Source organism: Paenibacillus sabinae T27 (genome assembly GCF_000612505.1).
In the GTDB taxonomy this organism is placed as follows: Bacteria; Bacillota; Bacilli; order Paenibacillales; family Paenibacillaceae; genus Paenibacillus_AQ; species Paenibacillus_AQ sabinae.
Genome location: NZ_CP004078.1, coordinates 2,872,121 through 2,888,176 on the forward strand (window position 1 = coordinate 2,872,121; position 16,056 = coordinate 2,888,176).

Annotated in this window: 12 protein-coding genes; 1 reads left to right on the plus strand and 11 read right to left on the minus strand. The window is 55.6% G+C overall.

From position 1 onward, the window contains the following. Positions 1 to 18: 18 nt before the first annotated feature. From PSAB_RS13150 to hisC, 9 genes are all read right to left on the minus strand, one after another. The gene (locus PSAB_RS13150) at positions 19 to 1,191 is read right to left on the minus strand and encodes a radical SAM/SPASM domain-containing protein (RefSeq protein ID WP_025335044.1); all 1,173 of its coding nucleotides are present in this window, start codon (positions 1,189 to 1,191) and stop codon (positions 19 to 21) included. Between the two features lie 170 nt (positions 1,192 to 1,361). Further along, positions 1,362 to 1,505, minus strand: a complete 144-nt coding sequence (locus tag PSAB_RS25790; RefSeq protein WP_158442591.1) for a hypothetical protein — start codon at positions 1,503 to 1,505, stop codon at positions 1,362 to 1,364. A gap of 85 nt (positions 1,506 to 1,590) precedes the next feature. Next, complete coding sequence (locus tag PSAB_RS13155; RefSeq protein WP_025335045.1) at positions 1,591 to 3,399, minus strand: LTA synthase family protein; 1,809 nt, start codon at positions 3,397 to 3,399, stop codon at positions 1,591 to 1,593. Between the two features lie 149 nt (positions 3,400 to 3,548). After that, positions 3,549 to 4,862, minus strand: a complete 1,314-nt coding sequence (locus PSAB_RS13160) for an amidohydrolase family protein (protein WP_025335046.1) — start codon at positions 4,860 to 4,862, stop codon at positions 3,549 to 3,551. A 5-nt stretch (positions 4,863 to 4,867) separates the two neighbouring features. Then, the gene (locus PSAB_RS13165) at positions 4,868 to 6,136 is read right to left on the minus strand and encodes a Zn-dependent hydrolase (protein ID WP_144240518.1); all 1,269 of its coding nucleotides are present in this window, start codon (positions 6,134 to 6,136) and stop codon (positions 4,868 to 4,870) included. Next, positions 6,111 to 7,406, minus strand: a complete 1,296-nt coding sequence (gene hutI / locus PSAB_RS13170; RefSeq protein WP_025335048.1) for an imidazolonepropionase — start codon at positions 7,404 to 7,406, stop codon at positions 6,111 to 6,113. The genes PSAB_RS13165 and hutI overlap by 26 nt, the downstream gene beginning before the upstream one ends. Positions 7,407 to 7,419: 13 nt before the next feature. Continuing rightward, positions 7,420 to 9,078, minus strand: coding sequence for a urocanate hydratase (gene hutU, locus PSAB_RS13175; protein ID WP_025335049.1), 1,659 nt, complete (start codon positions 9,076 to 9,078; stop codon positions 7,420 to 7,422). Next, complete coding sequence (gene hutH / locus PSAB_RS13180; protein ID WP_025335050.1) at positions 9,079 to 10,581, minus strand: histidine ammonia-lyase; 1,503 nt, start codon at positions 10,579 to 10,581, stop codon at positions 9,079 to 9,081. It lies immediately after the preceding gene. A gap of 237 nt (positions 10,582 to 10,818) precedes the next feature. Next, positions 10,819 to 11,883 carry a histidinol-phosphate transaminase gene (gene hisC / locus PSAB_RS13185; protein ID WP_025335051.1) on the minus strand — a complete coding sequence of 355 codons (1,065 nt, stop codon included), beginning with the start codon at positions 11,881 to 11,883 and terminating at the stop codon, positions 10,819 to 10,821. 169 nt (positions 11,884 to 12,052) lie between these two features. Between hisC and PSAB_RS13190 the strand changes: the two genes are divergently transcribed. After that, entirely contained in the window at positions 12,053 to 12,613 is a 561-nt protein-coding gene (locus tag PSAB_RS13190) for a GNAT family N-acetyltransferase (RefSeq protein WP_025335052.1), read from the plus strand. A 384-nt stretch (positions 12,614 to 12,997) separates the two neighbouring features. Here PSAB_RS13190 and ypfJ read toward each other — a convergent pair whose 3' ends face one another. Together ypfJ and cysI are read right to left on the minus strand one after the other, a co-directional pair. Beyond that, a complete protein-coding gene (gene ypfJ / locus PSAB_RS13195) occupies positions 12,998 to 13,837 on the minus strand; it encodes a KPN_02809 family neutral zinc metallopeptidase (protein WP_025335053.1) in 840 nt (279 codons plus the stop codon). Positions 13,838 to 14,301: 464 nt separating this feature from the next. Further along, positions 14,302 to 16,023 carry an assimilatory sulfite reductase (NADPH) hemoprotein subunit gene (cysI, locus tag PSAB_RS13200; RefSeq protein WP_025335054.1) on the minus strand — a complete coding sequence of 574 codons (1,722 nt, stop codon included), beginning with the start codon at positions 16,021 to 16,023 and terminating at the stop codon, positions 14,302 to 14,304. Positions 16,024 to 16,056: the final 33 nt, after the last annotated feature.

Here is a 16,056-nt window from a genome sequence, read left to right on the forward strand (position 1 = left end):
AATGCGATAACTATTTCCTTATACGATTCCTATTTCACGGTCGGTTAAATAACAGGACGGGTCCTCCGCCCAGAAATCCCCGCTGACCGAGGCGCGGGCACGGAAATTGCCGTTGCAGATATCCAGCCATTGGCATTCCCGGCAGCGACCTTTCAAGAGCGGCTTCCGGTCGCGCAGCCCCGCCATGACCGGGTGCGCCGCCTCACGCCAGATTTCGCTGAACGTTTGCGTGCGGATGCTGCCGACCTTAATATCCCTGGTGAATTGGTCGGGATAGACATTGCCGTGCCAATCGACGCAGCCGAACGCTATGCCGGACCGGTTGCCTCCGTTCCGCCGGAGCAGCTCAAGCAGCTCTGCTGCGCGCTCGGGCTCGCGCTCCAGCATCCATTGATACAAATACACGCCGTCCGCATGGTTGTCGACGGTGAGCAGCTCCACCTGTTTGCCCTTCCGGTGCAAATCCAGCGTTTTGGCCATAATCCGCTTTAAAGCGTCGCGCGACTGCTCGTGGGTCACATCCTCCTTCTGGAGAGCGCTTCCGCGGCCGGAGTAGACAAGATGATAGAAGCAGGCCCGGGGGATATTTTCCCGCTCGATTAAATCAAGGACTCCATCCAGGTCGCCGTATGTATGCTTGCTGATCGTAAACCGAACACCTACCTTTTGGCCGATGGACAGACAGTTGCGGATACCGCTGAGCGCCTGTTCGAACGAGCCTTTGCGTCCCCGGAAAGCATCGTGCCGTTCCTCAAGTCCGTCGAGACTGACTCCGACATAGCCGACCCCCGCTTCTTTCAGCTTAAGCGCGGTGTCTTGAGTAATAAGCGTGCCGTTCGTGGAAATCACCGGCCGAAGCCCCTTGCCCGCCGCATAAGAAATCAACTCAAAAATATCCTTCCGGATCAGAGGCTCGCCGCCCGAAAACAGCAGGACAGGCACATGGAACGCGGCCAGATCTTCAATAAACCGCTTCGCTTCCTCCGTTGTCATTTCATCCGGGTCATGAGCCGGACAGGCATTGGCGTAGCAATGCTTGCAGCTCAGGTTGCAGGCCCTTGTCATATTCCAGACGACGACCGGCCCTCTCCCTGCGGATACGCCATGCGGTCTGGTTCCCTGATTGATTGCGTAGCGCAGATCATCCCCTTCTCCCTTCATACCCGTCAGCAGTTTCGATAAATTAATCATGGAAGGCCCCTCGTTTCTCTGGATAATATTCAATCCTATCTATGATACCTGACCTGGAGGATTGGAGATATGCGCTTTTTTCTTGATCGTGCAAGGTATTAATGCTAATTCTATTTATCTCAAAAAGAAAAAGCCCGCAAAACCGCGGGCTATTATAATGGGCTGCATCGTTATGAATTTTTCTTGCCAAGAGCCAATTCTATAATCATAACGACAAGAACGAGCAATGAAATGAGCTGTTCCAGACTCATTACGTCCGCCTCCATTCCCTTTAAAGGATGGCTGTTCGGACGGTTTTCCTCTCCCAAGGACAATCGCTGCGTTCCCCCATACAACAAACTATGAGACGGCTCCTGCAGTTATTCGGATTATTAAGCCAACTGGTTATGCTGAATCTCCTTATTTAAACAGCATATCCTTCGAGTAGTTCTCTCCTTCAAGCATGTCGTATTGCACCATCCGGTAATCGTCCAGCAGCTTCTGCTGCGCGGCAGTCAGCCCGGTGACAACGCCGGTGCGCCCGATCAGGACATTTTTGCTCAATCCTGGAAGCTCCGCTTTAACCTGTTCCAGCAGCTTATAGTACGCCGGAAGCCTCTGCCCCGTCAGTTCAAAGATCGTCGGCCCGATGAAAGCAGGACTGATCGTCCCCAAAGGCTGCTTGCCGATATCAAAATTGGCCATAACCATCAGCTTCGTTTCATGCTTCATTCTGGGATTGGCGTCCCAGCCCGCCTGCGTATAGATGTCCGCCGACAGAGCTGGAAGATGATCACCCCAAAATACGACTATCGTCGGCCGTTTGATCGACTTCAGCTCCTGATCCAGGTAGGCCAGCGCCTCGTCGGTCAGCTTCGTATCCTGAACATACGTTTCCAGTTCATCCTTCCGCTCCGGCTTCACCCCGTTAACCGTAATCGTATTCGGCCCATTCGAGCCTTTGTTGAACGGAAAATGATTCTGCATCGTTACGAGGTGCAGGAACGTCGGCTGACCGGAGCTCTGAAGCTCGTGCACAGCCTCCTTCACGGCCGCCATATCTGAAACGTAACCGTCCGGCGTGATCCGCTCGGCTCCGTTCATCTCCTGCTGGGTCGTGAATTGATCGAAACCGATCACCGGATAAACCTTGTTCCGGTTGTAGAACGTTCCATCGAAAGGATGAACCGCCAGCGACCGGTACCCCCGTTCCTTCAAAATGCTGACGATGGAAGGCAGCGAGGACATTTTGACAATGCGCTGCTGGTAAGGAATGGAACCGTCTTTCAGAAAATACATCGACTGGCCTGTCAGCGCCTCAAATTCGATATTGGCCGTATTTCCCCCGAACTCGGGAGACAGCAGGTAGCCGGACGGCGTATTTTTCTCCTCCCCATGGATGAATTTCAAAGGATCTTCGCTGAAGGTATAAGAAGGAAGCCTCGTTGGGTCGAAAAAAGCTTCGTCCATCATGTACATGATGTTAGGAGTATCAGAAGGCGCAGCGTTCGAGCCGATATCCGGCAGCGCGCCGTATTTCTGGGCGATTTGAGCGATCGCTTCTCTGCTGTATCCGTCCGGTTTATCCATCAGATTCTGCTTCAGATTGCCTGTAAAAGCAAACAAAAAACCGTTCTGACTATAGTTCACCTTCTGGTTCCAGTAAATATTCTGATATTTGATGGACGTCGCAAGCGTCGTCTGACCGTCAACCATCAGGATAAATCCGGTAATCACGACAGCCGAAAGAACGGTAAACACCGCCCTCAGCGGCAAGCCGATCTTAACCTTGGGCAGCTTGCGCAGCAAATAGATTAAACCCGCAACAAGAACAACAGCTAGCACTAGCGCAAGCGGTGAGACCATGCCCTTGGTGATCTTGCCCATCTCCTGAGCATTCTTGACCAGCATCAAATCCCACGGAAACAGCGGTTCTCCGGTCGTTGACAGCTTCTTGTAATCGGCAAAGCCCAATATGGCGCAGGCTAGAAAGGCGATCAGGGAACCCGCATACCCGTTCGGAATAACTGCCGCAAAGACAAGCAGCACGAAGAAAAAGAACAGACTTCCGAACACATACAGCCAATAGAATTGCGATATCCAATTCAGAACGCTTATAGCATTCATGCCAAACGAAGCGGCCTGTATGATAAAATTCAGGATAAATCCGCCGATCAAAAATGACAGCAGCATAATTCCCAGACGTTTGCCGGGTTTAAAATGGCGCAACTTGACCCTCTCCTTATTGATTCTAAGCAGTCAGTATACGCCACTTTTCTTAAAAAGAACTTAAAATTAACAAAAAAACCATACTCGGATAACACTACCCGAACATGGCTATGAATATAAACTATCAAACCCCAAAATGCGCCAAATTATTATCCCCATTTGCTTAACAGGGCATTAACCTTTCGTACAATCGACGATTCCTCGACCGTAAATAGCCGCCCGTCTCCAACCACGATTTTTCCGTCGACCACTACATCTTTAATCGCGGTTGGCTGAAGGGAATAGACGATATGGTTGAACAGCTCGGTGGCCGGCGAGAGAGATAGGTCGTTCAGGTCCACAGATACAAAATCCGCACGATAGCCCGGAGTTATCTCCCCGACCGGAAGCCGCAGCAGCTCACCGCCGGCTTTGGTCCCCATATGAAAAACCTGCCTGGCGTTTATACAGGTGCCGTCCAGCCGGGTCACTTTTTGGAGCAGAGAGCACATTCTCATCTCCTCAAACACGCTGATCCGGTTATTGCTGCACGCCCCGTCCGTGCCGAGGCCCACCCTCACCCCCGCCGCCAGCAGGCCGGGTATGTTCGTGACGCCGTCGGACAAGAACATATTGCTGGAAGGACAGTAGGCTAATCCCGTGCGCTTTTGTCCAAGCAGCCGGATCTCGGAGTCCTCCAGCCAGACCAGATGGACCGCGATCATCCGCTCATCCACAACGCCCAATTTATCGAGATAATGAACTGTCCGCAGTCCATGTTTTGCAAGGGTCTCTTCCACCTCAAACGGCTCCTCGGCCACATGGATATGAAAAGGCGTATCCAGCTCCTGCGCGAGCCTGTGCCCGGCCTGGATCATCTCGGGCGAAGCCGCGTGAGGGCTATGAGGCGCGGGATGAACAGTCAACATCGGGTCCCCCTGATATTTGACAGCCAGCTTCCGTGTACGCTTCACCGCATCCGGCACCGTCTCCCGGTAGCTTGCGGGTGCTCCGTTCCAATCGTACATCGTCCTTGCCAACACGATCCGGATGCCCAAATCCTTGGCCGCCCGGATCACGGCTTCATCCCTGGCATTCCCGCCGTCATGCACGTAGAAGAAATCGCTGACCGTCGTCACCCCGTATTTGAGCATTTCGCCAAAGGCAAACAGCGCGCCGATGTAAATCGCTTCCTCATCCAGGAGAGGGGTGTATTTGTACAAGGCCTGATCTCTCCATTCCAGAAAAGGCCGATCCGCCGCGATCCCCCGCAGCAGGCTCTGAAAGGAATGGTTGTGGGCGTTGACCGTGCCCGGCAGGATGGCCTTTCCCGTCCAGTCGAAGGTCGGTGTACGGCTGTATTTCCGCTCCAGCAGGGATTGTTCCCCCGTCTCTACAATTCGGCCGTCTTCCACCAGAATGGCCCTGTTCTGCTGGAACCTTCCGCCTTCATAGACCTGGTCCGCTTTGAAGAGCTGCCTCAACGCCCTCATCCTTTCGCATCCAAGATGATATCCAGATCCAGCAGCGTATACAGCAGCACATTGGCCGCCTGTTCGATATCCTCCATGCGGCTTTCCTCATCCGGGCAGTGGCTCTTTCCGCCTATGCTCGGAACGAAGAGCATTCCGCTGCGGGTAACTGAAGCCAGATGAGCGGCGTCATGACCGGCCATGCTTCCGAGATGCTGCGAGGGGATCTCAAGCATATCGGCCATCCGGTCCATCACTTCTATAACGCTCTGGTCCATTGGCGCCGGAGGCTGATTCAGAATGACTTTTCGGGTCACCGCAACCCGCCGCCGTTGACCCGATAATTCGAGCCGGCTGCTCCATTCGTCTACGACAGTCTGGAGCTGCGCCGCAGTCTCCCCGCGGAACTCCGCAAGAAAGCGGACTTCCCCCGGAATAATGTTCGGAGCGTTCGGAAGGAGCCGAAACTGCCCGACTGTTCCGACGACTTCGGCTGCGGGAAACGTTCTGCAGATGTCCTCGGCGGCCAAAATCATTTCCGCGGCCGCGGTCAGCGCGTCGCAGCGGTCGTCCATAAGCGTCGTTCCCGCATGGTTGGCTTCCCCGTGCACCGTGACCTCCTCGCGGTAAATGCCGGTAATGGCCGTTACAATGCCAACCGGAATGCCTTGGCCGATCAGCCGTTTACCCTGCTCGATATGCACTTCAACGAAGACGCCTGCCTCTTCCTTCGATATCAGTGCATGGCTCAAGCATTCCAAGCTTCCTCCCGCCTCTTCCAAGGCTTCCGTCAGCCGCTTCCCTTCCCCGTTCACCGCCCCCTCGATTTGTTCCCGCGTCAGTTTGCCCGTAACGGCCCGGCTGCCAAAGGTGGACAACCCGAACGGATTCGGCTCCTCCGCGCTGAACGATACCAGTTCAAATGGATGCCGGGTAACGATACCCTTGTCGTTCAGCGTCCTTAACACCTCAAGCGCCATCAAGACCCCGAGCGCTCCGTCATATCGGCCTCCATTTGGGACGGTGTCGATATGCGAGCCGCAGATGATAGACGGAAGCTCCGGGTGCTCGCCATCCCTTCTTCCCCAGATGTTGGCCGCTCCGTCAACCCGTACGCCAAAGCCTTCATCGGCAAGAGCGGCCTTGAGCCATCCCCGGGCTTCCAGTTCGGCGGGAGTAAAGGCGGTCCGGTCCAGACCTCCCTGCCCGTTTCTTCCGTAGACGGCCAGCTCATGGATGCTGTGCTCCAGTCTGTCCCGGTTAATCCGCAGGCTCGTTTCGATCAACGAGGACACCCCCTTTTACAACCGTTCTTCCATTCTTGATCACCGTATGCACCAGGTTCATTCCGTAATAATATTGAAGCTGGCGGTAATTGGAGACATCGAACAAGACCAGATCGCCACGCTTTCCGGTCTCGATACTGCCGATTTCATTCCCCCGGCCGATCGCATGAGCCGCATTAATCGTACTTGCGACCAGAACCTCGGCGGGGGTCATCCTCATCGTCAGACACGCCGCATTCATGATGAAGGGCATGGAAACGGTCGGGGAGGAGCCCGGATTGCAGTCGGTGGACAGAGCGACAGCCACTCCCCCATCGATCATGCTTCGCGCGTCGGCCGCTCGTTCCATAAGGAACAGCGCCGTTCCGGGAAGCAGCACGGCAATGGTACCGGACTTCGCCAAGGCGCGAATCCCTTCCTCCGAAGTCTTCAGCAAATGCTCGGCTGAGACGGCTTCGAGCTTCGCGGCAAGCTCCGCTCCGCCGAAATTCTTCGCGATTTCATCGGCATGGATTTTCAGCTTAAAGCCGAGTCTTTCAGCCGCCTCCAGAATCCTCCCGGACTCTGCGATATCGAAGACCCCCTGTTCGCAGAACACATCGCAGTATTCGGCCAGCCCGCGCTCGGCGACAGCCGGAAGCATTTCCTCGATCACCAGATTCACATAGCTCTCCGGATGACTTCGGTATTCTTCGGGAACCGCATGGGCTCCCATGAATGTAGGGACCACATCGATGGGATGGCGGCGATCAAGCTCCCGCGCCGCTCGCAGCTGCTTTAGCTCATCCTTTACCGTCAGACCGTAGCCGCTCTTGGCCTCAATCGTGGTGACGCCGTGAAGCAGGAAACGATCAAGCCGGGTCAAGGCTTGCCGGATCAGCTCCTCCTCGGAAGCCTCCCTTGTACTCCGGGCCGTATTCAAAATGCCTCCGCCCCGCTGCAGAATGTCGGTATACTTCTCCCCCTGAAGACGAAGCTCCAGCTCATTTTCCCGGCTTCCGGCATACACGACATGAGTATGGGGATCGACTAGCCCGGGCGCAACGACCTTGCCGGAGGCGTCAATCACTTCTACCTCGCCCCGTCTTGTGCCCAGAAATTGCGCTGCCAGCGCATCCGAACCGGCGAAGACAATGATTCCGTCCTCGATCACAACGCTTCCGTCCGCAATGATCCCAAGCATCGACATGCCCTTGCCCGTTCTAGGGCCATGTCCGGTGTCCATGCAAAGAAGCTGGGAAGCGGATTTAACGTATGTCAATTTCCCCATATTCCGACCTCCTTTACGGCAATCCCGGGATTTGAATTCCCTTGTTCCTCGCGGTCTCCACGGCAAGCTCATACCCGGCATCCGCATGACGGACAACGCCCATGCCGGGATCGGTCGTCAGTACGCGCTCCAGCCGCCTGCCGGCATCCTCCGTCCCGTCCGCAACGACAACCATTCCCGCGTGCAGCGAATACCCCATGCCGACCCCGCCGCCGTGATGCACCGACACCCAGCTCGCACCGGCGGCGGTATTGACAAGGGCATTCAGGATCGGCCAGTCGGCAACGGCATCGCTGCCGTCCTTCATCCGCTCGGTCTCCCGGTTGGGGGAGGCCACCGACCCGGCGTCGAGGTGATCCCGGCCGATGACGATCGGCGCGCTCAGCTCACCGGATGCCACCATATCGTTGATGATCTTCCCGAAGCGGGCGCGCTCACCGTAACCGAGCCAGCAGATGCGGGCCGGCAGCCCCTGAAACGCCACCTTCTCGCGCGCCAGCCGAATCCATTTGCACAGCCCTTCGTTACCTGCAAATTCGCGCAAGATCACTTCATCCGTCTTGTAAATATCCTCTGGGTCGCCAGACAGCGCCACCCAGCGGAACGGTCCTTTTCCCTCGCAAAATTGCGGCCGGATATAAGCCGGAACGAATCCCGGAAAAGCAAATGCATCCTTAACACCCTCATCGAAGGCAGCTTGACGGATGTTATTGCCATAATCGAAGGTGATGGCCCCCTGCCGTTTCATTTCGAGCATGGCCCGCACATGAATGGCGATGGAGGATTTGGCCTGCCGGATGTACTGCTCCGGGCAGCTGTTCCTCAGCAAGCTCCCTGCTTCAAGCGTCAACCCTGCCGGCAAATAGCCGTTGAGCGGATCATGCGCCGAGGTCTGGTCAGTAACAATGTCGGGAATAAAGCCCCGGCGGATCATCTCCGGCAGCACCTCCGCGGCATTGCCCACGAGTCCGATGGAAAGGGGCCGCTTGCGCCCCTTCGCTTCTGCGGCCAAGGCAAGCGCGTCGTCAAGATCCTCCGCCAGCCGGTCGCAGAAGCGGGTTCCGATTCTTTTTAAAATCCGGGTCTTGTCTACGTCTATGCCGATTACGACGCCATCATTCATCGTAACGGCGAGTGGCTGGGCTCCTCCCATGCCGCCCATACCGGCTGTCACCGTGATCGTCCCCTTCAAAGTGCCCCCGAAATGCTGCCTTGCTAATTCTGCAAACGTTTCGTAGGTCCCCTGAAGAATCCCCTGCGTACCGATATAGATCCAGCTTCCGGCGGTCATCTGGCCGTACATCATCAGCCCTTTTTTATCGAGTTCATGAAAGGTGTCCCAGTTGGCCCAGGCTGGCACCAGATTGGAGTTCGCCAGCAGCACGCGGGGCGAGTCCTTGGTCGTCCTGAAAATCGCTACAGGCTTCCCCGACTGAATCAGCAGCGTTTCGTCCTCTTCAAGCTCCTTTAGAGAGGAAACGATCCGGTCAAACGCCTCCCAGCTGCGGGCCGCCCGGCCGATGCCGCCATAAACAACGAGCTGTTCCGGATGCTCCGCTACCTCAGGGTCCAGGTTGTTCATCAGCATTCGTAAGGCGGCCTCCTGCACCCAGCCCTTGGTGTTCAGTTTCGTGCCGCGCGGAGCGCGGATAATACGCCCATGATCCGGCATTCAAAATCCCCCTTCCATGCCCCAGTCCTGCGTCTTCATACTCAGCACCAGCCGCTCGATATCTCCGCTCATCGAACGGTCTTCCGTTAAGGGAGGCACGACCGAACGAATCAGGCCAAGCAGCTTTCGGGTTGCCGGAGCGAGCCGTTCAGCCCCACGGATTTCCACGGCCTGAGCCGCGCAGATCGCCTCAATCGCCAATACCTTGTAGCCGTTGCCGACGATGAGGGCCGCGTGCCTCGCCGCCGTCGTACCCATGCTGACATGGTCCTCCTGATTCGCTGACGAAGGAATGGAATCCACGCTGGAGGGATGCGCCAGCGTTTTGTTCTCCGAGACGAGGGAGGCCGCGACATATTGGGCGATCATCATGCCGGACTGCAGGCCCGGATCGGGGCTCAGGAAGGCCGGCAGGTCGTTTAGCTGCGGATTCACGAGCCGTTCGATCCGGCGCTCGGAGATGCTGGCGATTTCGGCCATGCCAATGCCGAGGAAATCCATCGCGAAGGCAATGGGCTGGCCGTGGAAGTTGCCGCCTGATACCACCTCACCGGTATCCGGGAACACGAGCGGATTATCCGTTGCCGAATTGATCTCGATGAGCAGCTTCTCCCTCACGTAGGCAAGCACCTGCCGAACCGCACCGTGCACCTGGGGAATGCACCTAAGGGAATACGCGTCCTGGGTACGGATTTCTCCCTGCGCGGTTGTAAGCGCGCTGCCGTTCAGCATGTCAAGAATGCGCCCGGCGACAAGCCGCTGCTCCGGGTAAGGCCTTACCAGATGGGAACCGGGCGCGAAGACGTCGGTTATTCCTCTCAGCGCTTCAAGCGTCAGGGCCGCAACGCCGTCCGCAAGGGCGGCAAGACGGCCGGCCTCCAGATAGGCCATCACTCCGATCGCCGTCATCGCCTGCGTGCCGTTGATTAACGCAAGCCCTTCCTTGGCCCGCAGTCTGATCGGCGTAAGGCCGCCCCGGCGCAGCGCCTCGGAGCCGGATATCCGCTCCCCTTGCACCAGCGCTTCTCCTTCTCCCACAAGCACGAGCGCCAAATGCGAGAGCGGCGCCAGATCGCCGCTTGCTCCAAGCGAGCCCTGGGAGGGGATGACCGGGGTGATTCCGCCGTTCAGCATATCGATAAGCAGCTGCAGTGCGTTCGCCGTAATGCCGGAGTAGCCTTTGGCCAGAGCGTTGGCTCTTAGCAGCAGCATCGTTCGGACCGTATCCGGGGGCAGCGGCTCTCCGACGGCGCAGGCGTGGCTGCGGATCAGGTTGAGCTGCAGCTTCTCTGCATCTTTGGGCGAAATGACGGTATCGCTGAATTTCCCGAAACCTGTCGTTACCCCGTACACGCTTCGTCCCTGCTTTACAATAGAATCAATTATCGCTCTGGATTGGTTGACCTTGACCCGGGCCTCATCGCTAATCTTCACCTTGTCTCCGGAGAATATCGCGCCGGCGACCTGTTTCAGCGTCAGGCTGTCTCCGTCGAGTTGTATCACCGGAACCCCTCCTTCTCATTGCCACACAGGTAAAAAGACAAAAAGGGCTATGCCCGGGAAGCGAAATTTCCAGGCATAGCCCTGAATGGACGGTTAATTTTGAGCCGTACAGCCTCTTCTTTGATTTGACCGTTTCATCCGGCTCCACCCTTCCTGTGGCAACCCTGTGCAAGCGGCTTAAATCGTTGTAATGAGACTATATGTATAAGCGGCGGCGGATATTCAACCGGTCACAGGTTATTTTTTGAGCACAATGTCTTCCAGCGCCCGGCAAAGGGCCTCCATTTCTTCATCCGTCCCGATACTGATTCGCAAATAATTGTCGATTCTGGGCTTGGCAAAATAACGGACGATGATATCCCGCTGCCGGAGGGCATCGAATAGATCGGCGGCTGGAATCCCGGGATGCGTCGCAAAAATAAAATTCGCCCGCGAGTCAACCACCTCGAACTGCAATTCCCGCAGCGCGCTGACCGTATGCTCCCGTGTCTCGATAATCCGGCGCACATTTCGTTCAAACGTTGCCGTATCACGAAGGGACTGCTCCCCGCCGACCTGGGCAATGGCATCCAGGGTGTAGGAGTTGATGCTGTTCTTCACCCGGTTCAGGCCTTCGATCAGTTCGCTCTGCCCCAGAGCCAGTCCAATGCGCAGCCCGGCAAGCGAACGCGACTTGGAAAACGTATGGACGACAAGCAGATTCGGATAATCCGGAATCAACGGCACGCAGGATTCGCCGCCGAAATCGATGTACGCTTCGTCAATAATGACGACTTTATCCAGATTATGCTCAAGAATTTGCCGGATACGGTCAACGGGGGTGAATTTGCCAGTTGGCGCATTCGGATTGGCGAGCAGAACGCCGCCGTTAGGCCCAAAGAAAGATTCCAGCGGGATGTCGAAATGCTCGTCCAACGGGATTTTTTCATAGGAGATTTCAAATAGTCTGGCATACACTTCATAGAAGCTGTAAGTAATATCGGGGAAAACAATCGTCTCTCCCGGGTTGAAAAAAGCCTTGAAGCAAAAAGCCAAAATTTCGTCCGATCCATTGCCGGCAAAAATATTCTCTATCGGCAGGCCATAATAGTCGGCGGCGGCTTGCCGGAGTCCCGCGCATTCCGGGTCGGGGTACAGCTTGAGCCGTCCGGAGACGGCGGCTTTCATTGCATCCAGCACCTGATCTGACGGCGGGTAGGGATTCTCGTTCGTGTTCAGCTTGATAACCTTTCTGGCTCCCGGCTGCTCACCAGGTACATAGGGTGTAATGCCTTTTACCGTTTCACTCCAAAATTTACTCATGCCCGCGCTCCTTTTTCAGCATCTAATTCGCTCACTTTACGGTTTCGATTGTACATGCTCTGCTCCTCCATCACCTAGTGTGATCGTTTATCCAAAATGCCGTATGATATAGTTAGATCATATTTTATGCTAGGAATGCGGTCAACAAAGACCGAAACCGGAGGCGAGTATGAGACATGAATTTGTAACGCTGACGCATTGGGACGACGGGTACTGGAGAGCAGCCGGTCCGATCTACCGGGAAGCTTTCCCCAGCGGGGCGAAACCGGAGGGGCTGCTGCGAAGCATGCTGGAAAAGGGAGTCGCGGTCATGCATGTTCTCATGAATGGGGACGAAGCGCAAGCGATGGCTGTGACGGGACTGGCCGGGTCCGCGCCGGACATCAAGCTGATTATTGATTACATGGCCGTCCGGGCAGATTTGCGGGGTAAAGGCATCGGAAGAGTATTTCTTGGCAAAATCCGGGACTGGGCCGTCAAGGCGCACAGCGTCTCGGCGATTATTATTGAGGTAGAGGCCGGCGATACGGCGGCGCATGCCGAGCGGTTTCACTTCTGGGAGCGCTGCGGCTTCATCAAGACCGCGTATGTTCATCAATACATTTGGGTTCCGGAGCCGTACACGGCAATGCTGCTGCCGCTAAATCCCGAAGTGGTAGTCACGGACGACGGCCGTTCGCTTTTCCGGTATATCGAATCTTTTCACAAACGGGCCTATCGCCGGGGATAGCTATACCGCTACATAAGTACATAAGGAAAAGAAAAGCACCGATTGGTACCCTTTTGATCTACAAAAAACAAGCTCTGCGGCTAACGCCGCAGAGCATTAATGGTGAGAAGTGAACGTTCTATGCGAATACCCTCTTGCTAGGGTAATTTCCCTGAAATCCATTTACGAAGAATCGACCTTCGCAAAGATCTTCTTCTGCCTTTCAGATAGTACATGGGTGAATCAACTACCTTTCGGAATTACACACTTCATGTCTTTCCAGCCGACAATTGATACCTTCCACTTCCCACCTGCTTATTATTACCCGAAATGGAGCCTGCCGAAACCGTCCCGGCATGTTTAATGAAAGTTATGCCAACCCAAGATTCCTTGTTTTCACAGGACCTACAGCGAGCCTGCGGCAAAGGTGTCTCCGCCCTCAAGGGTCCCCGACTCAAACCCTTTATTGAACCACGTCTTCCTCTGCTCCGAAGTGCCGTGCGTGAAGGTTTCCGGTACGGCGTAGCCTCTGGCCTTCTCCTGCAAAGTATCATCGCCCACAGCGCTTGCCGCGTTCAGGGCCTCGTCAATGTCCCCCGCTTCGAGCAAATTCTTGTCCTGTGCGTAATGCGCCCAGACGCCGGCCAAGTAATCCGCCTGCAGCTCGAACCGAACCTGATACGCGTTGTCCTGCTGCATACGGGAAGCGTATTTATCCGTAGTGCCGAGCAGCGTCTGCACATGGTGTCCAACCTCATGGGCAATGACATAAGCCATCGCAAAGTCACCGGGAGCCTGGAACCTCTGCTGAAGCTCGTCATAGAAGCTTAAATCGATATACAACTTATGGTCGCCCGGACAATAGAACGGCCCTACCGCCGAGCTTGAGGTGCCGCAGGCCGATTGAACGCTGTCCGTATATAAGACAAGCTTCGGATTTTCATACGTAAGCCCTTTCTGTCTGAATACTTCAGACCAGACATCCTCCGTATCGGCGAGAACAACAGATACAAACTTTGCCAGCTCCTGCTCCTGCTCGGACGGCTGGTATTCGCCGGAGGTTTGAGTGCTGGTTGTGGTCGTCGTGATGCTGTCCAGGATATCGCCAGGATTCCCGCCGAGCAGCGTGATGATCAGATATATGATAATCCCGCCTACTCCAAGCCCTCCGCCGATAACCGCCTTGCCTCCCATGCCTCTGCGGTCTTCAACGTTCGAGCTTCCTCTTCTCCCCTGCCACTTCATTTGCGTCATCTCCTTCCGCTGGTGTTGTAGACCTCTCGGGCTGCATGTCTTATGTAAAACTGGAAAATTTGCATCCATGCTGGACACTATATAAGCTGAACTTAAGATTTTCCTATCAGATACCAGTCGCAACTACGAGGAACGTTTGGACTTCCGGCCGCTGTTGTCTCCAGATTTCTCGATTAACCGCTCTTCGCAGTTGAAATCCGGAGACAAAGGCGATCGCTATCGCTCCTACAGTTCCAAACTTCCCCTTCGTTACTCCTTGCACTGATTACATTTTTCAAGTTCATCTTATATAGTGATTACCCGGAATCAGCAGATTCCGTCACATTTTCAATATACAAATTTTATCCTTTGGAGAAATGTGGTGAAATAAAACGAAGGGCTCCCTGAGCGGGAAGCCCTTGTCAATATATTTTTAATTGGGAAGAAGTCGCATCGGTTTCGGATTCTATCTGCGGTTAGGCATGGAAATCCCGGCCGTCCAGCACTGCCGGAACGTAGCCAGCGCGGATGACGAAATCGCCGAAATGCTCGCCGCTCTCCCGTTCCTTCGCATACCGGTTGAAGATCGGCCCCAGTGTCCCCAGAATCTCGGTTTCTCCGATATTCTCTTTGTACAGCTTGCTCAGCCGGTCGCCGGTAAAGCTGCCGCCCAAATACATATTGTATTTGCCCGGAGCCTTGCCGATGAATGCCAGCTCCGCCAGCGCCGGGCGGGCGCAGCCGTTCGGGCAGCCGGTCATGCGGATAACGATGTCCTCGTCGCGGAGTCCGGCTTCTTCCAGCATCAGATCAAGTTTGTCCAGCAGCTCCGGCAGATAGCGCTCGGACTCGGCCATGGCCAGGCCACAGGTCGGAAGCGCCACGCAGGCCATCGAATTCCGGCGCAGCGCCGAGTATTGAATACCGTCGGTCAATCCGTATTCCTTGATCAGACCTTCGATTTTCTTCTTATTACGGCTCGTAATGCCGCCGATGATCAGGTTCTGGTTGGCCGTCAGACGGAAGTCGCCCGTATGAACCTTGGCGATTTCGCGCAGGCCCGTCATCAGCGGATAGCCGTCCTCATCCTTGATCCGGCCGTTCTGGATGAAGAGCGTGAAATGCCATTTGCCGTCGCTCCCCTTGACCCAGCCGTAACGGTCGCCGTTATGGTCAAACTTGAAAGGACGCGCATCCTGCAGCGCCCAGCCGAGGCGCTCGGTCAGCTCGCCGGTGAACCAATCGAGGCCCCGGTCGTCAAGTGTATATTTGAAACGGGCATGCTTGCGGACGGCGCGGTCGCCGTAATCCCGCTGGATGGTAACCGTCTTCTCGGCCACGTCGATCAGCTGCTCCGGCGTAATGAAGCCAATGACCTTGGCAAGCTGCGGGTAGGTCTTCGGATCGCCGTGGGTCATGCCCATGCCGCCGCCTACGCTTACGTTGAAGCCTGCAAGGCGGCCGTCTTCGATAATCGCGATAAGGCCCAGATCCTGAGAGAACACATCCACATCATTGGATGGGGGAACGGCAATCCCGATCTTGAACTTGCGCGGCAGATAGACTGGACCGTAAATCGGCTCCTGCTCGGTACCATCCAAGCTGTCGACGACCTTTTCGCCGTCCAGCCAGATTTCGTAATACGCTTTCGAACGCGGATCGAGATGATCACTGACCTTGCTCGCCAATTCGTAGACCTCCGAGTGGATCTCCGATTGGTACGGATTCGGGTTGCACATGACGTTGCGGTTCACGTCGCCGCAGGCGGCAAGCGTGCTCAGCAGCGAATCGTTGACTTCCTGAATCGTCTTTTTCAGATTCCATTTGATGACGCCGTGAAGCTGGAAAGACTGCCGGGTCGTCAAACGGATGGTGCCGTTGCCGTATTTATGGGAAACCCGGTCCATCATCAGCCATTGATCGGGTGTAACGACCCCGCCGGCCGCGCGGACGCGGAGCATGAATTGGTAAGCCGGCTCCAGTTTCGATTTGGCCCGCTCAGCCCGGAGGTCACGGTCATCCTGCATGTAGCTGCCGTGATGCTTCATCAGGCGGTTATCGTCCTCGGGAATGGAGCCTGTGAGGGGATCGGCCAACGTCTCCGTGAGGCTTCCCCGCAAATAATTACTTCTGCGCTTGATATCCTCCACATCGCTGTGGGGAGCGTCATGCGGCGGATATTTTTCGTAAACTGCCATGTTGCTCTACTCCTCTCGGCGATTGATTGTTGC